The sequence below is a fragment of the Porphyromonas macacae DSM 20710 = JCM 13914 genome (assembly GCF_000379945.1).
GTDB lineage: Bacteria > Bacteroidota > Bacteroidia > Bacteroidales > Porphyromonadaceae > Porphyromonas > Porphyromonas macacae.
On sequence record NZ_KB904147.1, the window covers coordinates 42,929 to 62,522 of the forward strand.

The 19,594-nt window shown below is 41.1% G+C and carries 14 protein-coding genes and 1 CRISPR repeat array; of the genes, 10 read left to right on the forward strand and 4 right to left on the reverse strand.

Going from position 1 to position 19,594, the window contains the following annotated elements:
• Window positions 1-69 precede the first annotated feature (69 nt).
• Genes trpS through rlmH form a run of 3 tightly spaced genes read left to right on the forward strand, consistent with a single transcriptional unit; the run spans window position 70 to window position 2,002 of the window.
• Complete coding sequence (trpS, locus tag A3GI_RS0107125) at window positions 70-1,056, forward strand: tryptophan--tRNA ligase (protein WP_018360768.1); 987 nt, start codon at window positions 70-72, stop codon at window positions 1,054-1,056.
• Window positions 1,057-1,095: 39 nt separating this feature from the next.
• The gene (locus A3GI_RS0107130) at window positions 1,096-1,512 is read left to right on the forward strand and encodes a DUF3127 domain-containing protein (RefSeq protein ID WP_018360769.1); all 417 of its coding nucleotides are present in this window, start codon (window positions 1,096-1,098) and stop codon (window positions 1,510-1,512) included.
• A gap of 16 nt (window positions 1,513-1,528) precedes the next feature.
• Entirely contained in the window at window positions 1,529-2,002 is a 474-nt protein-coding gene (gene rlmH, locus A3GI_RS0107135; protein WP_025079444.1) for a 23S rRNA (pseudouridine(1915)-N(3))-methyltransferase RlmH, read from the forward strand.
• Window positions 2,003-2,129: 127 nt separating this feature from the next.
• Here the strand turns inward: rlmH and A3GI_RS0107140 are convergent, their stop codons facing one another.
• Window positions 2,130-2,792, reverse strand: a complete 663-nt coding sequence (locus A3GI_RS0107140) for an ion transporter (protein ID WP_025079443.1) — start codon at window positions 2,790-2,792, stop codon at window positions 2,130-2,132.
• 640 nt (window positions 2,793-3,432) lie between these two features.
• Window positions 3,433-5,493, reverse strand: a complete 2,061-nt coding sequence (gene htpG / locus A3GI_RS0107145; RefSeq protein WP_018360772.1) for a molecular chaperone HtpG — start codon at window positions 5,491-5,493, stop codon at window positions 3,433-3,435.
• Between the two features lie 675 nt (window positions 5,494-6,168).
• Here htpG and cas3 point away from each other — a divergent pair.
• The 7 genes from cas3 to cas2 are packed head-to-tail and all read left to right on the forward strand — an operon-like array spanning window position 6,169 to window position 13,987.
• Window positions 6,169-8,466: a CRISPR-associated helicase Cas3' gene (cas3, locus tag A3GI_RS0107150; RefSeq protein ID WP_169333229.1), complete on the forward strand. Its 2,298-nt coding sequence runs from the start codon at window positions 6,169-6,171 to the stop codon at window positions 8,464-8,466.
• Between the two features lie 10 nt (window positions 8,467-8,476).
• A complete protein-coding gene (gene cas5c / locus A3GI_RS0107155; RefSeq protein WP_018360774.1) occupies window positions 8,477-9,157 on the forward strand; it encodes a type I-C CRISPR-associated protein Cas5c in 681 nt (226 codons plus the stop codon).
• Complete coding sequence (gene cas8c, locus A3GI_RS0107160) at window positions 9,154-11,004, forward strand: type I-C CRISPR-associated protein Cas8c/Csd1 (protein WP_018360775.1); 1,851 nt, start codon at window positions 9,154-9,156, stop codon at window positions 11,002-11,004. The genes cas5c and cas8c overlap by 4 nt, the downstream gene beginning before the upstream one ends.
• A gap of 35 nt (window positions 11,005-11,039) precedes the next feature.
• Window positions 11,040-11,975 (forward strand): type I-C CRISPR-associated protein Cas7/Csd2, encoded by a 936-nt coding sequence (gene cas7c, locus A3GI_RS0107165; protein ID WP_018360776.1) that lies wholly within the window; start codon window positions 11,040-11,042, stop codon window positions 11,973-11,975.
• A 12-nt stretch (window positions 11,976-11,987) separates the two neighbouring features.
• Window positions 11,988-12,668 (forward strand): CRISPR-associated protein Cas4, encoded by a 681-nt coding sequence (gene cas4, locus A3GI_RS0107170; protein WP_018360777.1) that lies wholly within the window; start codon window positions 11,988-11,990, stop codon window positions 12,666-12,668.
• Window positions 12,665-13,693: a type I-C CRISPR-associated endonuclease Cas1c gene (cas1c, locus tag A3GI_RS0107175; RefSeq protein WP_018360778.1), complete on the forward strand. Its 1,029-nt coding sequence runs from the start codon at window positions 12,665-12,667 to the stop codon at window positions 13,691-13,693. Before cas4 ends, cas1c begins: the two co-directional genes overlap by 4 nt.
• A 3-nt stretch (window positions 13,694-13,696) precedes the next feature.
• Window positions 13,697-13,987, forward strand: coding sequence for a CRISPR-associated endonuclease Cas2 (gene cas2, locus A3GI_RS11480; RefSeq protein WP_026215997.1), 291 nt, complete (start codon window positions 13,697-13,699; stop codon window positions 13,985-13,987).
• Between the two features lie 174 nt (window positions 13,988-14,161).
• A CRISPR array of direct repeats spans window positions 14,162-15,212; the repeat unit is 33 nt; unit sequence GTCGCAACCCGTCCGGGTTGCGTGAATTGAAAT.
• 68 nt (window positions 15,213-15,280) lie between these two features.
• Here the strand turns inward: cas2 and A3GI_RS0107185 are convergent.
• Entirely contained in the window at window positions 15,281-16,459 is a 1,179-nt protein-coding gene (locus A3GI_RS0107185) for a TolC family protein (protein WP_018360780.1), read from the reverse strand.
• A 9-nt stretch (window positions 16,460-16,468) separates the two neighbouring features.
• On the reverse strand, window positions 16,469-19,582 hold the full coding sequence (locus A3GI_RS0107190) for an efflux RND transporter permease subunit (protein ID WP_018360781.1): 3,114 nt from the start codon (window positions 19,580-19,582) through the stop codon (window positions 16,469-16,471).
• Window positions 19,583-19,594 lie beyond the last annotated feature (12 nt).

Consider the following 19,594-nt stretch of genomic DNA (forward strand, 5'->3'; position numbering starts at 1 on the left):
GAGCCTTAGAAACAGTTCCTTGTGGCTATTTTATTATCTTTGCCCAAAAGGTTTTAGTAAATATACAATATGGAAACAGTAGTAAGCGGTATCAGGCCGACAGGCAATTTGCATCTTGGTAATTATTACGGCGCAGTACGTGCATTCGTTCAGATGCAACATGAATATAATTGTCTTTTTTTTATTGCCGACTGGCACTCCCTGACTACACACCCCAAACCCGATAATATTGTTAAAAGTGCACATACCATCCTGGCCGAATATCTGGCCTGTGGCATCGACCCTGAAAAAGCAACCATATATATACAGAGCGATGTGCCCGAAGTGCTGGAGCTATACCTTTACCTGAACATGAATGCCTATTTGGGCGAGTTGGAGCGGACAACGACATTCAAGGAAAAAGCCCGCAAACAACCGGATAATGTAAATGCCGGATTGCTTACGTATCCTACTCTGATGGCTGCGGATATTTTACTTCACCGGGCTGTCAAAGTACCCGTGGGCAAGGATCAGGAACAAAACATGGAAATGGCACGCAAATTCAGTCGTCGCTTCAATAATATATACGGCGTCGAGTTTTTCCCCGAACCCCAATCTTTCAGTCTGGGCGAACGGGCTTTGAAGATACCGGGACTGGACGGATCTGGTAAAATGGGCAAAAGCGAAGGTAATGCCATTTACCTGATAGACGACGAAAAGACCCTTACGAAAAAGGTAATGAGAGCGGTTACGGATGCCGGCCCCACAGAGCCGAACAGCAAAATGCCGGAGCCGATCCAAAACCTCTTTACACTGCTGGGCATTGTCTCCACACCTGAAACTTATGAGTATTTCATCGGCAAATACAACGATTGCAGCATCCGGTACGGTGATCTGAAAAAGCAGTTGGCTGCGGATATCGTAGCAGCCACGGCTCCCATACGCCGGCGCATCATGGATTTGAGTGCAGATGAAGAGTATCTCAAAAAAGTAGCTGTGCGAGGTGCGGAGAAAGCACGTGAAAGTGCACGTACTACAATAGATGAAGTAAGAAAGATTATCGGCTTCGGCAAATAAGAATCGTAAAAACAGTAACACAAAATAAAAAACTAAACAATGGAAATCAAAGGAAAAATCATTCAGGTAATGGAACCAATCGGCGGCATAAGCAAAAGCACCGGTAAAGAGTGGAAAAAACAAGAATATATTCTGGAAACGACCGATTCGCAATATCCGCGTAAAATCTGTTTCAATCTGTGGGGTGATGTTATAGACCGGGCAAACATTCAATTGGGCGAAGATGTAACCGTCCAAGTCGATATAGAAAGCCGGGAGTTCAACGGCCGTTGGTACACAGACGTAAAGGGATGGCGTGTAGACCGCGGAGATCAGACTCAAGCCCCCTCTGTATCGGATTATAACCAACCATATGCCCAACCGGCAACAGGCTATGCCGCACCCAATAACTATAATGCTCCCCAACAGCCATCATCGGGCTTAAGCGAAGGAGCCGGGGATGACCTGCCCTTCTAAAAACCGTTCCATTATCATGCGCATAACACTCCTCGTAGTGGGAAAAACAGACAGCCGTCCGGTAGCAGACCTGACGGCTGTTTACATTGAAAGACTTAAACACTACATACCGTTCGACATGCAGATAATACCCGACGTCAAGAAGTCGGCACGTACGGACGAACAAACTCAAAAACGATCTGAGGGACAAGAAATTTTGAAGGCACTGACACCTTCTGATACGGTAATCTTATTGGATGAAAACGGTAAACAATATAGCAGCATGGAATACGCCTCACTGCTACAAAAATATATGCTCAGCGGCATTAAACGACTCGTATTCATAGTAGGTGGTCCTTACGGATTCAGCGATGAAGTATACAAACGTGCCGATGGAAAAATATCTTTAAGTAAAATGACGTTCTCTCATCAAATGATTCGGCCTTTTATTACAGAACAAATCTACCGTGCCTATACCATTTTGAACAACGAACCATACCATCATGCATAACCGGCCGAGGCACTACCCTTTTGTTAACAACCCCAATATTGATTAACAGAAACAAATTGCTTACATCATCACATTAAACTCAATATTACAATACAAAAGAAACACCATTGTGCCTTTAATCAATGACTTATGCATTAATCTCTTTATCTTTATCACTTACAAATATAGAAGCAATATAAGCTGTAAAAGTTCCAAAAAGTCCAACCCCGGCAGTCATTAAAAACAAAGCAATAATCCTTCCTTCAATTGTTATAGGATATCTATCTCCATAACCAACGGTCGTAATTGTTGTAAAAGCCCACCAAACAGCATCTTCTGCTGTTCGTATATTGCTTTCAGGCATATTTTCTACTTGAAGAATAGCGATAGATGAAAAAATAATCATCAGTATGGCCAAAATAGCAGCAGAACTGAAAGAACCTTTTGCTTTATCTTTAAAAATGTATGATATAAACTCTTTGGTTGTATGAAAAGCTTTAACAATTCGAATCAAACGTAATAACCTGAAAATTCTACCAAATCTCAAAAAATTTATCATCGGAATACTGGATATCAAATCAATCCAGCCCCAACGCATAAATTTTAATTTATTATGAGACTTATGAAACCTGATACAAAAGTCGGCAAAAAAGAACAGGCAAATAGCCATGTCAATATAATTTAACAATATAGATGTCTGCTCCGGCAATTTGAATAAAGTATCGACGATTAATGCAATCAAAACATATATTGATAAAACAAGAACGGCCAAATTTAGAAAGCTAAACCTATTTGAGAGATTATTTTTCATGTTTTAATCACCTAAGTAAATCTAAAAATTGATATTCCATTACATATCTATCTTAAAAAGATTTTTTACTATACCAAATGAATAAGACGACTTACAAAAATAAGAAATCCCCCGTCTCTACTGAAATATCCAGCATTATTTCTTCATTAGAATATGCTGATTAAAAAACACATTCCAGAGAACAGGATAAATAGAAAGTAAAATTATAGTGTTTTCTACTCCGGAATATGAATAATATTTTATTGGATAAAACAATATTTATGTTTGTTTTTCATATTCATTTTCTCTCAAAATAAGGACAAAAACCGAATTTCGACTCTCTACTTTTTATGCATCAAAAATACTGTTTTTGCTCAATCTTAAGAAGTTCAAAATTCTCTGCCTGATGGTTCAAAATCCATCAGGCAAAGAAAAAAAATCCAAGTTAACTTCGTTGAAAATCCGTCAGGCAAAGAATTTTCAAGCATCAGGCAGAGAATTTTAATACGTGTCGAAATGAAATGAACGAGAATATATACGCGGAAATAAAACAGTCATCCGAATTCCTTGCCTCTTCAATAAAAAATTGCCCGAACCGCATGGGAAGGCGGCCGGGCAATTCTTTTTATTATCTTACTTAAAAATAACTAAACGGGAAGTCCTATTTCAGCAACTGTTGACTGCGATGGATAAATTGCGCCAAGGCTTCGCCCGTCAATAAACCGCTACCCAACATAGCCAAGTCTACGAGCTGGCCGACCAAATCGTTTTCCGCCCCAAACTGTTGCAGCTTTTTATTAAGCTCTCCCTCTGTTTCAGCCTGAGAAGCAGCTGCATCACTCAGCGTATTACGCTCTTCTTCTGTTACCTCATCGGCTTTTTTAGCATTTTGCGCCTCACGGAGTTTAGTCACCTCAGCTGTACGCTCTGCCAATGTTTTGCGTATATCGATCAGCTGTTCCTCTAAAACAGCTTTTTCATCGTTTAATATCCGGCTGATAAGAGAATGATCTGTGTTGAGCACAAGATTGTGGCTTTCGGGCATTTGACCGTAAAATCCCATTCCCGGCTGCATCTTGGCCATATCCTGCATACGACGCATAAATTCGCCCTGAGTTACAAGTACCGCATCGGCATCGGCTCCCATGGATTCAAAAGCAACCTGATAGATTCTTTTCTCGTCTTTGGGCAGACGACCGTTAAAAATCTGTTTCAATGTATCCTGCTCTTCTGCAGTCAGTGTAACCTTACCGGCATCTTCTTTAACGATGAGACGGTTAATCGAATCGCTATCTACTCGAACAAAGCGAGTTTTCTCATTTTTCTGCTCCATCTGGCTGATGGCATGCACATCGAACGGGCTATCCATCATGAGCACACTGTAGCCTTTGTCCAACGCTTTCTTTATATAGTTGTACTGGCTGTTTTTTTCTGTGGCATAAAGGTAAACCACCTGTCCGTCTTTATCAGTCTGTTCTCCTTCAATTAAAGTACGGTACTCTTCCCACGTATATTTCTTATCATCGATATCGGTAAGCAGGCAGAATTTATTGGCACGGTCGTAAAATTTCTCATCACTGAGCATACCGTATTGAATGAATATTTTCAGGCTCTCCCATTTTTCCTCAAAAATCGAACGCTCATTTTTGAATAATTCCTCCAGACGATCTGCTACTTTCTTTGTAATGTGGCTGGAAATTTTCTTAACATTGCTATCGCTTTGCAGGTATGAACGAGACACGTTTAGAGGAATATCGGGCGAATCTATCACACCGTGCAACAAGGTGAGATATTCGGGTACGATACCTTCCACTTCTTCCGTTACGAACACCTGATTGCAATAGAGCTGAATTTTATTACGCTGCAGGTCGAGCTGATTCTTAATGCGGGGGAAGTACAAAATACCCGTAAGATTGAATGGATAGTCTACGTTGAGATGTATCCAGAAAAGAGGCTCTTCCATGCTCATGGGATAGAGTTCACGGTAGAACGCTTTGTAGTCTTCATCCTTCAAATCGCCCGGTTTTTTAGTCCAGGCTGGGTTGGTATTATTTATCTGGTTATCCTCGTCGGTATCCACGTATTTGCCATCTTTCCATTCCTGTTTTTTACCGAAAATAACAGGCACGGTGAGAAACTTGCAATACTTATTGAGCAAACCCTCCAATCGTTCTTTGTTGAGGAAATCCTTGTTTTCTTCGTCTATGTGAAGTATAATATCCGTGCCTCTGACACTGCGCTCTGCAGGTTCTATGGTATACTGAGGCGAACCGTCGCAGCTCCATTTTACGGCAGGAGCATCTTCCCGGTATGATTTGGTAATAACATCCACACGCTCCGAAACCATAAATGCAGAGTAGAAACCCAAACCGAAATGACCGATAATAGAGGCTCCGTTGTCTTTATATTTATCTAAAAACTCTTCTGCACTTGAGAAAGCGATCTGATTGATGTAGCGTTCGACTTCATCCTCCGTCATACCGATACCCTCGTCGCTCACCGTAATGGTCTTTGTTTTCGGGTCGAAGCTCACAGTGACTTTCGGAGTGCCGATATCTCCTTTTACTTCGCCTCTGGTTGCCATGGTTTTAAGTTTTTGCGTGGCATCTACCGCATTGGATATAAGCTCACGAAGGAAAATATCATGATCGCTGTAAAGAAACTTCTTGATAATAGGGAATATGTTTTCACTTGAAACCCCAATGTTACCTTGTTTACTCATTGTTTTTGAAAATATTTTGGTTGTTTTTGAAATCTTTTATTACAAACAAAGTGCCACACATGCAAGAGTAAATCTTCAACTGACATTCTGACCGATTAATATCCCAATTAAGCCTAAAAGACAGTTAACAATACATTAGAACGTATTTATCACAATTTTATAATAAGAAAAATAAAACCTCTTTTTTGCACACACGAATAAAGAATAAAAACTTACGAAAAAAAATGACGGTGTGTCATCATGCGCAAATTACTACGTTGCTTGCGACATTCGGCTTCGGTCACATACTTTGGTACGCTCCCTTGAGCCTCAGTCTTATCATCTTGTACTTTAGGGATTCTGACGCACATGAAAGGGGTTGCGTCAAAAATGAATTTTGACACAGCCCCCAGACATTCAGAATAAATACTGAATTAAAGCATATTTCAATTCAAGAGAGCTTATCATAATGCCTCTCTAAAAATCAAAGTTAGTGATCATTGGCTAAAAACCTAACAGATTTTAAACTATGAAAATAAAAATGCTAATCAATGTTAATTACTAATTAAGCATGAAGTTGAAAATTTATTTTTATATTTGCATCAAAATAGACAGAATAACATTTTTCTCTTAATGAATAACACTAATACACAAAAATATCTGGCACACATCGGTAAAGATTTAAGCCAACAGACAATGCTTGAGCATGAAAACGGAGTTTCCGATTTGGCAAAAAACTTTGCCTCCTCTGCTCTTGGCAAAGAATGGGGCGACTTTGCAGGTATTCTTGGCAAATGGCACGACCTTGGCAAATACCAGAAAGAGTGGCAAAAATACCTTAAAAGAGCTGCCGGTATAGAAACGGGTACACCTGTATCTGTTCGACATAGTGCCACCGGGGCCCTACATGCTCAAGAAGTGCTACCCAAAAAACTTGGCAAAGTAGCTTGCTACTGTATTGCCTCACATCATAGAGGCCTCTATGACTACAAAACTCTTAACGATCGGCTCAAAACATGCAGAGAAATGCAATCTTACAGAGAGATCAAATCAATACTCCATAACATACCTTCTCTACCCGATGATATACAACAAGAATTAGAGAAAATATTAAACAATAAAAAAGGATACAAAGACTTACAGCTGACTATCCGTATGCTTTTCTCGTGCCTTGTAGATGCCGATTCATTAGATACAGAATTATTTATGAATCGGGAAAAAGGTATGAAAAGACAAAACCTTCGGCAAGAAAAATCACAAGAACTTTGGGCTAAATTCAAAATCATGCTTCAAAAGAAAACAGATTCTTTTGTGGCAGACACAGAAATCAATAAAGCTCGTGCCGGCTTCCTGTCTCAGTGTAGAATACACGGGAAAACTTGTTCGAAAGGCATCTACTCTTTACACCTGCCTACCGGAGGAGGTAAAACGCTTTCATCTATAGCTTGGGCACTTGAAACAGCAGAAAGACATCAACTGGAACGTATTTTTATAGTTCTCCCTTATACCAGCATTATTACTCAAACAAGTCAAATTTTAAGAGATATTTTCGGCCCGGAATATATTTTAGAGCATCACTCCGATGTCAATCTGGAACAAAATTTCAATCTGTTACAAAAACAAAAGGAAGGGAAAAAGACTTTTACCGCAAAAGAAGAGGAAGAAGAGTATGATCGCCTAAAGCTATTGGCCGAAAACTGGCAAAATGTACCAATAATCATTACCACGAATGTTCAATTCTTCGAATCTCTGTTCACAAACAAACCATCAAGATCTCGTAAAATACACTCGATAGCCAATTCCGTTTTAATTTTTGATGAATGCCAAGTTTTTCCATTACGGCATCTCGCCCCCATGCTTTGCTCTATTGAGAGTCTTTATCGCAGATTCGGCACTCAAACTCTTTTATGTACCGCCACGCAGCCGGTATTTAACGAAAAGTTTACATTCATGAGTAGAAAACAAACATTCCATACTATCGAAGCAACTCCGATTACCGATGTAGTTCCATATGATAAAAAGTTCTTTAGTCTTTTCAACCAAGTAGAATATCACTTGGATGAAGGTGAATACACATGTGAAGAATTAGCCAATCGGCTGACTGTACATGAATCTGTTCTCTGTATTGTAAATACACGCAAGGATGCATATAATATCTATCAAACACTCAAAAAGAAAGAGCAACAAGAAAATTGCGAACTGATCCATCTCTCACGCAAAATGTGCTCTCTGCATCTTCAAGAAAAAATTAAAACGATAATAAGCCGGATAAAAGAGGGAAAGCCAACCAAAGTAATCAGTACCCAGCTCATTGAGGCCGGGGTCGATCTTGATTTTCCAGTTGTATACCGTGCCTCTACAGGTTTGGATTCAATCATTCAAGCCGGGGGAAGATGTAACAGAGAAGGGAAATTACCGAGTAAAGGACATGTTTATGTATTTAGCTTAATAAGCGACAGCTCACAATACTTCTCAAAAAAAATAGATCCAGTATTGAGTGCTACAGCAACCACCATAAACCAAAATGGATTCAGTATCAACAACCCGGAATCGATAAAAAACTACTATCGCTATCTCTTCCAAAAAGTAAGCAGTTTCGATACTGCTGAAATCAAAAAAGATCTTTGGGATAACGATAAAGTAAAGATTCTTGGATTTAACTTCGAAAGTGTACAGGAAAAATTCAAACTTATCGATGAAAAGGGGGCTTTCGATATTTTTGTTCCATATTCTATTTCAGGTGCAGAAATCATAAAAAAAATAGAGCGGAACGAATGGTTATCGAGATCCGAAGTTCGATATCTTCAAAGGTTAAAAGTAGAAATACACGAAAAAGATTTACTCCATTTGCTCTTCAGAGGCAGTGTTTCGGCTATAAAATTCTGGGGTGAAGAAAAAGATCCTGTTTTCATTCTTATTGATGATAAAAGCTACAGTTCAGAAACAGGAGTTGTTGATGAAAACCATTATCAGGAAAATCCTCAAATAATATAAATAAAACAATATGGAATATTTTGACAAAGAGTATTGCATTAAAGTGTGGGGCAACTACGCCTGTTTCACACGACCGGAAATGAAAGTCGAACGTGTAAGTTATGATGTAATAACACCGTCGGCTGCACGTAATATTTTTCAGGCGATTTTCTGGAAGCCCGCCTTCGACTGGGAAATTACGCGAATCGAAGTAATTAATCCTATAAAAAAAACCTCCGTGAGACGTAACGAGGTAGCCAGTGTAATGAGCCTTAAAAGTGGGCCTATCACTGTTGGGAATAATCGCACTCAGCGAACGGCATATATTTTACAAGATGTATGTTATCGCATATTTGCCAAACTGATTTTCAAACCAATTTCCGAACGCAGTGCCAATGAGCAGAAAAAGGTTGAAAAACCCGAATGCGAAACACCAAAAAAATATCAGGAAATGTTTGAGCGCAGGGCATCCCTTGGCCAATGTTTCGCTCAACCTTACCTTGGTTGCAGAGAATTCACCTGTCACTTCGAATACGAACCCGATGCCGTATATGAGCAAGGTATCGATGATACTCGCAGTTTAGGTTTCATGCTTTATGACCTGGACTTCAAGAATAATCCAAAAGCTCCACAGCCAATGTTTTTTAATGTAGAAATGCAGCATGGAGTAATAGAAGTACCTTCACCTAAAAGCACTCTAATACTGAAATGATATTACAAGCTTTATACAATTATTATTGGAACCTAAGTTCTTATCAGGAATCTCTTGGTGATGAAGGAAGAAGAGTTCCACCCCCCGGTATGGAATGGAAAACAGTTCCTTTCTTGATAATTATCAAATTAGATGGAACTTTTGTACGCATAGAATATACTGACAACAAAGAATTTCTTATACCGAAGGATAATGCACGTACAAGCAAAATAGAGGCACAAACGTTATGGGATCACTGCGGATATCTGCTCGGTATTCCAAAAACAGATGAAAAAAGTGACAAAGAAAATTTTACTAAACAATTCGATGCTTTTCAAAAAAAGATATATTCTCTTCCCGAATCAGATGAAATCAATGCAGTAAAACTTTTTTACAAAAAAAAGGAATATCTCAAAGCAAGAGAACATAAATACATTCAGAATATACAAGAGTCTAAAGGTGGGCGTATCACATTCTGCATAGAGGAAAACCTCGTACAGGTCGCATCGCTACCAATAATACAGGATTTTGTTAATCCTGTCAATAAAAGCAACGGAAAGGAAGATACAAATATGAGATGCCTGGTAACAGGGGCTCCCTCAAGACCGGTGGCGATAACTCACGAAAAGATTGCAATAGGACGAGATAATGCCCCCTTTATAGGTATTCAAAAGGGATGCGGTTTTGACTCCTATGGAAGGATCCAAGGATTTAATGCACCAATTTCATTTGAGGCTTCGGACGCCATCGGATCTGCTTTGAAAGAATTATTGAGAAAAGGAGGAGATACAAGCATGCGTATTGGGAACACCGTTTATGTGTTCTGGAGCAGCCTGCAAGATCCGAATTTCATCAAAAATTATAGAAAACTGGCATTCTACACAGAAAAAAATCAGGATAACAATTCCGAAGAAGAAAATGATGATGATGACACAGCAAACCCGGAAAAGGATGCAGAAGAGCTCCTATATGCCATGAAAATGTATATAAGCGCTTCCGGTGCCAGTAGGAACTTCGAAGATGAAGGGCGCTTCTTTATGTTAGGTTTAATGCCGAATTCAGGACGCATAGCAGTAAAATTTTGGGCAGAAGGTTCTATCTCGGAGATAGTACAGAATGCTCTTATACATTTAGAAGATCTCAATATAATCCAATGGGATGGAAATATTGAAAATTCTGCACTTCCGAAATCTCTATACGGAATTCTCCATTCCCTAAAACCTAAAGGGAAAAAAATAGAAAAAATGCCCGGAAGTCTTCTCGAAGGCATTATAGAAAGTATTGTGAAAAACAAACCCTACCCTGCTCTCGTACAACAAATGTGTCTTGAAAGAAACAGAAGAGAACGCAATGTAACAGAAATGAGAGCCGCTATACTAAAAGCCTACAACAATAGAAAAAACCGTCATTTAAATAAGACTACAATTATGCAAACAGGTTTAGACAAAACTCAAACAGACGTGGGGTATCTTGCAGGACGGCTATTTGCCCTGTATGAATATACTCAACGACAAGCACTTGGTGAAGTAAATTCATCTATCACAGATCGTTACTTCTCTCAAGCCTCTCTTACACCCACAGCAGTCTTCCCAAAACTAAGAAGACTGAATATGAAACATTTAAAAAAACTCCGGACAAACAAAAAGGGGTTGGCCTTTAAAATGGCCAAAGAAATTGAAAGTATCCAACTACTTATCCCGTGCTCCGGTACAGGATTCCCTCAAAGATTTTCCTTAGATCAGCAAACTACATTCGGCAATGGCTACTATCACCAAAGAGTAGAGTTGTGGAATCGACCTCAAAAAGAAACCGACATTGTTGAAACAAGTACGACAAATACGGATCTTTCTGACAATGAAAATGAATGAATAAACTTTAATACAACTTATAAATTTTAATTATTATGAATAACAAAATTATTAGCAATCGTTATGAGTTCATCTTTCTTTACGATGTAATTGATGGCAATCCGAATGGAGATCCCGATGGTGGCAATACACCGAGAACGGATATAGAAACCGGACATGGACTCGTTACAGATGTATGTCTCAAACGTAAAGTGCGTAACTACATAGAGCTTTGGGCTCAGGAACAAGAGGCCGATATACAAAACACGCATAAACTCTTCATTCGTCAAGGTTCATTGCTGAATGATACACTTAAAGAAAATGCAATAGAAGTGGAATCGCATCCCGAGGGGAAAAAACTTAAAGGAGAAGAAAAAGAAAAAGCTAATCAAGCCTCCATGTGTCATCACTACTACGATGTACGTACTTTCGGCGCGGTAATGTCTACAGGCGAAAACTCAGCTAAAGCAGGCCAGGTGCGAGGAGCTATACAAATGACCTTTTCTCGCAGTATCGACCCGATTTTCGAACACGAACACAGCATTACCAGAATGGCTAAAACAAATAAAAAAGAAGCAGATAAGGCAAAAGAAGGGGAAGACGGTAACGTAGCCAATCAGGCTATGGGAACGAAATACACTGTTCCCTACGGTTTGTATTGTTGTTATGGATTTGTAACTCCGGCCTTTGCTGAAAATACCGGATTCACGGAAGCTGATCTTGAACTGTTTTGGGAAGCATTGGAAAATATGTTCGAAACAGATAGATCCGCAGCCAGAGGTCTGATGTCTTCTCGTCGTCTTATTATTTTCAAACATCCAAGCAAGTTGGGCAATGCCCCCGCACATAAACTTTTTGATCTTATAAAAATTGAAAATAAAACCCCAGAAAAACCGGCAAGATCCTTCGAAGACTACACCATCACCGTTGACTGGGACAAGTTTGAAGAATACTATAAAACAAAAGGTATAGAAATTATAGAAAAACTTTAATTTTCATAGCCTATGAAGATCAGGTATACAGACGATGAACTACTGATGCTTTCAGGTTTACAACACTTTGTATTTTGTCCGAGACAATGGTCCCTAATACATATCGAGCAGCTTTGGGATGAGAACGAACTTACTATTCTCGGACAAATATTACATCAGCGAGTTAATAAGCCCGAACAGAGTGAGCGACGAGGTAATATAGTAACTCTTCGTTCTGTTTCTTTAGTTTCGTATGAACTTGGTCTATACGGATTGTCCGATGCAGTGGAACTACACCCTGCATCGGTATCCGATGGCCCTTCATTTACCCATCCCAAATATCCGGGTCATTGGGATATTATTCCTGTTGAGTATAAAAAAGGTCGGCCAAAGAGGCATAATGCAGATCGACTCCAGCTGTGTGCAGAAGCTGCTTGTCTGGAGGAAACATATAGCGTGCATATTCCTTTCGGTTATCTGTTTTATGGAGAGATCCGCCATCGGGAGCAAGTCATCTTCGATCAGTATCTCCGCTCCGAACTTATCGAAACAACAGAACGTATGCATGAAGTATTCGCCAATAAGGAAACCATCCCGGCTGTTTATTCGGGCAAATGCCGTTCCTGCTCTCTTATAAATCAGTGTCTCCCCAAAATGAATCAAAAAGGCTCTACCTCCTCTTATTTGAAACGTAATAAACTATTTACCCCATGAGACGTCTACTCAACACTCTTTACATCCTCACCCCTGACGCCTACTTGCAAAAGGACGGTGAAAATGTAGTTGTACGAATCAACAATACAGAAGCAATGCGTATCCCTATTCATAATATTGAGAGCATTATCTCATTCTCTCGCGTGGGTGCCTCACCCGGGGTAATGCATCTATGCGTACAGAATGGGGTTAAACTAACCTTCCTTTCTCCAACAGGCAGGTATATAGGTAGTCTGGAAGGTGGTATCAAGGGAAATGTTTTACTTAGACGTACACAATATCGTATTGCCGATGATGAAGTATGTTCATCCCATATTGCCTCCATTTTTATTGCAGGGAAAATTGCTAATCACCGGGCTGTTTTAGCTCGTTACGTTCGAGATCATCAACCAAGTGAACTTGTTTATCACGAGATCAAAGATGTTATTGAAGAATTAAAATCTGAACAAAAAAAACTTTCTGCAATTACAGATCGTAAATCAGTTATGGGAGTAGAAGGACATTCGGCTAAACTGTATTTTTCCGTTTTTGCTCATCTCCTCCTCAATAATGAATTTTCTTTCAACGGGCGATATAAACGCCCTCCGAAAGATATGGTTAATGCCCTGCTCTCATTCTTCTACACCTTGTTAGCCCATGATGTACGTGCAGCCTTGGAAAGCGTCGGTTTAGATCCTTTTGTCGGTTTTCTACATGTCGATAGACCCGGTCGGCCAAGCCTCGCTCTTGACTTAATGGAAGAATTGAGAGCCTACCTTGTAGACCGATTTGTACTGTCAGTCATCAATAAAAGACAAATATCACCCCAAGATTTCTTACCCCAAGGAGAAAATAGTATTATACTTAAAGAAGAAACTCGCAAAACCCTCATAACACTTTGGCAAAAACGAAAAAAAGATGAGATTACACATCCCTTCTTAGGTGAAAAAACACCTGTTGGTTTACTTCCATATATACAAGCACAATTATTAGCCCGTCATCTCAGAGGAGATCTTGATGAGTATCCGGTTTTCTTAATCCAATAAATCATGTATTTACTTATTACTTATGATGTCTGCACCTCAAGTCCTTCAGGAGCTAAACGCCTTCGTCAAGTTGCACGTATCTGTCAAAACTATGGACAACGAGTTCAAAATTCTGTTTTTGAGTGCTTAGTCGATCCCACTCAATTTATCTTAATGAGGCAAGCTCTTCTTAATACTATAGATGAAGAGCTTGATAGTTTACGGATTTATCAACTTGGCAAAAATTATCGTAATCAAATCCTTTTTTACGGTCGAGTTACTTCTTTCGAGTTAGAAGGAGAATTAATTATATAATCGCTCTGCGAACCTCAAGTACACAGTAAAAGCACACCCCTTTCGCATCTCTTCATTACCAGTAGATTAGATCGAATTTGTCAAAATTATAGAAGTGCGTTCTTTGAAATATTTAGATATTCGCATTTTACCTCTCTATATGTCCTATAAATAATATATATTTACATACTTACAGTCGCAACCCGTCCGGGTTGCGTGAATTGAAATACTTAAGGACACGGGCGTTACAGCTATGTTACGCGCGTCGCAACCCGTCCGGGTTGCGTGAATTGAAATAAAAATCTATCTAAAATCGAAATAGCCTCAGAAACGTCGCAACCCGTCCGGGTTGCGTGAATTGAAATCTTCCAAACTCTTCCACGACTTTGTTTGTATCAGGTCGCAACCCGTCCGGGTTGCGTGAATTGAAATGATTACTTTGCCCCAGGGGCATACATGGGAGAGTTATGTCGCAACCCGTCCGGGTTGCGTGAATTGAAATTTACCCATCCTCTGTGCCGGGCACTACGAAAACAGTCGCAACCCGTCCGGGTTGCGTGAATTGAAATCCTGATGGCGGGGGGTTGTTGCTGCCAGCGATGAACGTCGCAACCCGTCCGGGTTGCGTGAATTGAAATAGGTCAATGATGCCGGCACGCAATTTCGCTGGCTGGTCGCAACCCGTCCGGGTTGCGTGAATTGAAATATCTTACGTTTGTGCTCGATGACCGTGATGTGCTGTCGCAACCCGTCCGGGTTGCGTGAATTGAAATACTTATTCCATCCGTACTTAGATACCCGGCTATGGTCGCAACCCGTCCGGGTTGCGTGAATTGAAATATGTGAAATCTTTGTGCCAGAAGAGGCTTCTGGTGTGTCGCAACCCGTCCGGGTTGCGTGAATTGAAATGATGGTGTCGACTTCGGCGCTGGCCAGTATCGCGTCGCAACCCGTCCGGGTTGCGTGAATTGAAATAAAATCGCAAAACAAATCGATATCGTCTATATTAAGTCGCAACCCGTCCGGGTTGCGTGAATTGAAATGCCATTATTCCGTGTCTTTATATAAGTCGAGGATACGTCGCAACCCGTCCGGGTTGCGTGAATTGAAATTTGAGTTACACCTCCGCAAACCAGTTTGTCCATTGTCGCAACCCGTCCGGGTTGCGTGAATTCAATTACTTCACTGCCTACGATGGAAACGCCATAACGTTGTCGCAACCCGTCCGGGTTGCGTGAATTCAATTTGCAATTAGATTTTGTAACGAATGTACTTATTTAAAGCAAATTCAAGAAAAGAAAAAGAGATAAGAAGCTATAATTCAACGGAGGAGAATTCGGCAAAAGCCTTTTGAAAGTCTCTTTCGGCTTCCAGAGTTCGGTTAACCGTGTCGTAATACAACCCTATCTCCAGGATATAATCCAAAAGGGAAATGTGCCCGGCATCAAGCGCTTTCTTTAGCAGTTGTGTGCTGTTTACATCCACAAGCGTTCTACGATAGCTCTCGGCTGTATCCTTCAACCCTCGGGCACGTTCATATAAAATTTTAAGCCGGCTGTAATATTGCTGTTTGGTGTCAATTGTCTTCAATTCAGCTGTCCGGACAACTGCTTTTGCCTGTTTGACACGGTTTTTATTCGCCCAAAGAGGAAGCGATATACCCAAAGAAATACCATGGGAACGCTCTCCAGCCTCTTTTTCACTCATATAACCGGCCGAAAACGCAGGTAACCCATTTGCTTTACTGAGCGAGAGCAGCCTTTTACTGACTTCTATCTCCTGTCCGGCGTACGCCAATGCCGGATTTTTCCCTTCTATCTGTAAATACCATTCATCAAAATCCGCAGGGAAATCACACAATGTATACTGCGAACCATCGAAAACAATATCGACTCCGCCGTTCAATCTTTTCAGCTGAGAGAGCAATGCCCGGCGTTCGACCTCTATGCGCAACATTTCGCCCTGAACCATGGAGAGGTTAAGTTTTACCTTGTTGTACTCCAAAATGTTGGTACTACCCTTTTCCAGCCCTTCCTTATACCCTTCTGCTATGAGTACGGCATGCTGTAAACGAGTGGTCAACTCTTTTTTCAAAGCATTACAGTATACCAGCTCTATGCAATAAAGTTTTGCCTCCAGCAATATATTCATCCGATCCGAACGGTATTGCCAGTCTATCAAACTGTTTTTGCTGTCAGCCAGCCTGCTCTTCATCCCGGTAATTGTGGCAATATCAAATGACTGGGAAACACTGAAATTGGTACGATTACCTTTTTCCCGAGGACTTCTCCACATATAGCCAACGCCGACTTCGGGATCGGAAAGCGTTATGCCGGTTTTGTTTTCCAGCTTCTGAGCTTCGAAGTTTTTTCGAAGCATCTTTAATGTCGTATTGTTTTCCTCAATCGAATGCAATACGGAGTTTATATCATTCTGAGCAAAAATCGAAAGATTTGTCAGTATTGTTATTATACAGATTATGATTGTTCTCATTTTTTGTCTTTATTCGTTTATCTTTTCAGTCTTTGCCATATTGGCTCTGCGTGCGGTCAAAAGATACATGATGGGAATAATAAAACCATTCAGGAAGGTAGAAGTCAAAAGTCCTCCGAGAATAACCTTTGCCATGGGACTTTGTATTTCATTTCCCGGCAAATCTCCACCTAATGCAAGCGGAATTAAAGCGAGTCCGGAAGTCAGTGCCGTCATCAGAATCGGGTTCAACCGATCCAGAGAACCGCGCATAACACTGTCCTGCACGGACAATCCTTCTTCGCTCTGCAAGTCGTTATATCTCGAAATAAGCAACATACCGTTCCGTGTAGCTATGCCGAAGAGCGATATAAAACCGATAATGGCCGGAATACTAAGAATACACCCAGTAAAGGAAATAGCAAAAACGCCACCGATGAGGGCCAACGGAAGATTCAGCATAATCACCACCGATTGGGTTATGCTCCTTAACTGATTGAACAGCAACAGGAATATGACCAGTATGGAAAATATGGAAGTGATAAACAATGTACGCGACGCAGCCTGTTCGCTCTCGAACTGGCCATCGTACTCGATATGATAACCCTCCGGCAAAGAAATTTCATTTCTCACCGTCTGCTGAATATCATTGACCACACCTCTTAAATCTCGTCCCGCCACATTGGCCGAAACGACAATCTTACGCATTACATTTTCCCGGTTAATCGTATTGGGTCCTGTCGAAGAAACAATTTGTGCAATATTGCTCAAGGGTATTTTTCTTCCATTGGCATCGACGATCAAGTCTTTAATTCTATCCATCGTTTCACGGCTTGCATCATTGACTTTCAGCGTAAGATCGAAAGATCGATTACCTTCATAGACTTGCGAAACAATTTCCCCGGCCAGCATTACGTTAACAATCTCTGCAAATTCGGGTAACGTTACACCGTATTTTGCCAATACCTCCCGTTTGGGTACGATCTTCAGCTGCGGCCGTTCTATCTGCTGCTCCACATTCAGATCGGCAATACCTTCGATGTGCTCGATGGCTGTTTTGATCTTATTCCCTATGGCAAACATATTGCCGAGGTCTGTGCCAAACAATTTGATGGCAATATTCGCTCTTGTGCCGGAAAGCATTGCATCAATACGGTGCGAAATCGGTTGTCCGATCTCTATATTTACCCCCGGCAGCACTTTCAGCTTTTCCCGAACTTCTTTCAATAACTCATCTTTAGAACGTTTACCAAGTACAAATGGGGCTTCGATTTCCGAAACATTGACACCCAAAGCATGTTCGTCGAGTTCGGCACGTCCGGTTTTACGACCCACAGTCTGTATTTCGGGAACAGACAAAAGAATTTCTTCTGCAATCCGCCCCATTTTATCCGATTCTTCCAAAGAAATGCCGGGAAGCGTGCTTATATTGATCGTAAACGAACCTTCATTGAAAGATGGCAGGAAACTGCGTCCGAGGGAGAAAAACACGGCAATGGCAAAGATCAGAACCAAACCCGTTACGCCAAGTGCCCATTTCTTATGCGTCAATACCCAGGCCAAAGCCTTTGCATAAATATCTTTCAACCGTCTGACCAAATAAGGCTCCCTGTCTGTTTTATCATTTCTCACAGGTTTACCGAGCAGATAACTGCATAAAACAGGTGTAAGAGTCAGTGCAACCAAAGTAGATGCAACAAGAGCTACAATAAAGGCAATCCCCAGAGGTACAAGCATACGCCCTTCCATACCTGAAAGAAAGAATAAGGGCACAAAACTTGCAATAATAATCAGAGTGGAATTGAGAATGGGCATACGTACTTCTTTTGAAGCTTCGAAGACCGTTTCCATAATCGTTTTCTGCTCTTCTTTGGGTTTCTTCCTGTTTTCCCGTAAACGGTTGAACACATTCTCGACATCCACAATAGCATCGTCCACCAAAGAACCGATGGCAATCGCCATCCCGCCCAAACTCATCGTATTGATGGTCAAACCCATGAGCTTGAGTGTCAAGATGGAGCAAATCAGCGCAAGAGGAATGGTCACAAGGGAAATTACCGTTGTTCGCACATTCATCAAAAAGAGGAACAGGACTATAACGACGAAAATCCCTCCTTCGTATAAACATTCTTTTACATTATTGATGGAGCTTTCAATAAAACGAGATTGCCGGAAAATGTCTGTGGAAACTTTCACATCCGGCGGAAGAGTCTGTCTCAGTTCAACAAGAGAAGCATCCAGCTTTTTCGTCAAATCCAATGTACTGGAAGCCGGTTGCTTCGTTACCGTTATCAACACCGCAGGTTTAGCATCATTGGAGGCGATACCCAGTTTGGGCGCCTTATTTCCGATTTGCACATCTGCGATATTTTCTATCAGTACGGGAACATCGTTTATCGTTTTAACAACGGCTTTACCCAGTTCAGAGGGTTTATTTGTAGAAAGAAGCCCCCGGATGATGTACTCATTTCCGTATTCATACAGCACTCCTCCGGCTGCATTCCGGTTCATATCCTGTACTACGGTTCTTACTTCGTTCAGTCCTATTCCGTAGTGTTTCATTTTTTCAGGATTGAGCAGAATCTGATACTCTTTAATCTCTCCTCCAAGCACTGTAACTTGCGCTACCCCTCCGGTCGAAAGCAGACGCGGGCGTATCCTCCAGTCGGCCAGCGTTCGAAGTTCCTGCAATGAAGTCGTATCGGACGTAAGCCCTATAATCATCAATTCTCCTAAAATAGAAGACTGAGGACCCAGTGTGGGATTACCGACATTTTTTGGCAAAGCATCCTTTACCACGGCTAATTTTTCCGATACGATCTGGCGGGCACGGTAAACATCAGTTCCCCAATCGAACTCCACCCAAACAATAGAGAATCCCGTTGTCGAAGATGAACGAACGCGTCTCACATCCGTTGCCCCGTTCAAGGCCGTTTCGACCGGAAAAGTTACCAGACGTTCCACTTCTTCGGGTGCCATGCCCGTAGCCTCCGTCATCACCACAACGGTCGGAGCATTCAAGTCGGGAAACACATCCACTTCCATCTTTGCAGCTGTATAAATACCGGCTATCATCAGCAAAACGGAAGCCACCAAAACAACCAGACGATTGTTCAGCGAAAACCTTATAATCTTATTTAACATAACTATGAGGTA

What these genes read in the sequence shown, in the direction of transcription:
- trpS (WP_018360768.1), top strand. Translation starts at nt 70, where the DNA reads ATGGAAACAGTAGTAAGCGGTATCAGGCCGACAGGCAATTTGCATCTT.
- A3GI_RS0107130 (WP_018360769.1), top strand. Translation starts at nt 1,096, where the DNA reads ATGGAAATCAAAGGAAAAATCATTCAGGTAATGGAACCAATCGGCGGC.
- rlmH (WP_025079444.1), top strand. Translation starts at nt 1,529, where the DNA reads ATGCGCATAACACTCCTCGTAGTGGGAAAAACAGACAGCCGTCCGGTA.
- A3GI_RS0107140 (WP_025079443.1), bottom strand. Translation starts at nt 2,792, where the DNA reads ATGAAAAATAATCTCTCAAATAGGTTTAGCTTTCTAAATTTGGCCGTT.
- htpG (WP_018360772.1), bottom strand. Translation starts at nt 5,493, where the DNA reads ATGAGTAAACAAGGTAACATTGGGGTTTCAAGTGAAAACATATTCCCT.
- cas3 (WP_169333229.1), top strand. Translation starts at nt 6,169, where the DNA reads ATGCTTGAGCATGAAAACGGAGTTTCCGATTTGGCAAAAAACTTTGCC.
- cas5c (WP_018360774.1), top strand. Translation starts at nt 8,477, where the DNA reads ATGGAATATTTTGACAAAGAGTATTGCATTAAAGTGTGGGGCAACTAC.
- cas8c (WP_018360775.1), top strand. Translation starts at nt 9,154, where the DNA reads ATGATATTACAAGCTTTATACAATTATTATTGGAACCTAAGTTCTTAT.
- cas7c (WP_018360776.1), top strand. Translation starts at nt 11,040, where the DNA reads ATGAATAACAAAATTATTAGCAATCGTTATGAGTTCATCTTTCTTTAC.
- cas4 (WP_018360777.1), top strand. Translation starts at nt 11,988, where the DNA reads ATGAAGATCAGGTATACAGACGATGAACTACTGATGCTTTCAGGTTTA.
- cas1c (WP_018360778.1), top strand. Translation starts at nt 12,665, where the DNA reads ATGAGACGTCTACTCAACACTCTTTACATCCTCACCCCTGACGCCTAC.
- cas2 (WP_026215997.1), top strand. Translation starts at nt 13,697, where the DNA reads ATGTATTTACTTATTACTTATGATGTCTGCACCTCAAGTCCTTCAGGA.
- A3GI_RS0107185 (WP_018360780.1), bottom strand. Translation starts at nt 16,459, where the DNA reads ATGAGAACAATCATAATCTGTATAATAACAATACTGACAAATCTTTCG.
- A3GI_RS0107190 (WP_018360781.1), bottom strand. Translation starts at nt 19,582, where the DNA reads ATGTTAAATAAGATTATAAGGTTTTCGCTGAACAATCGTCTGGTTGTT.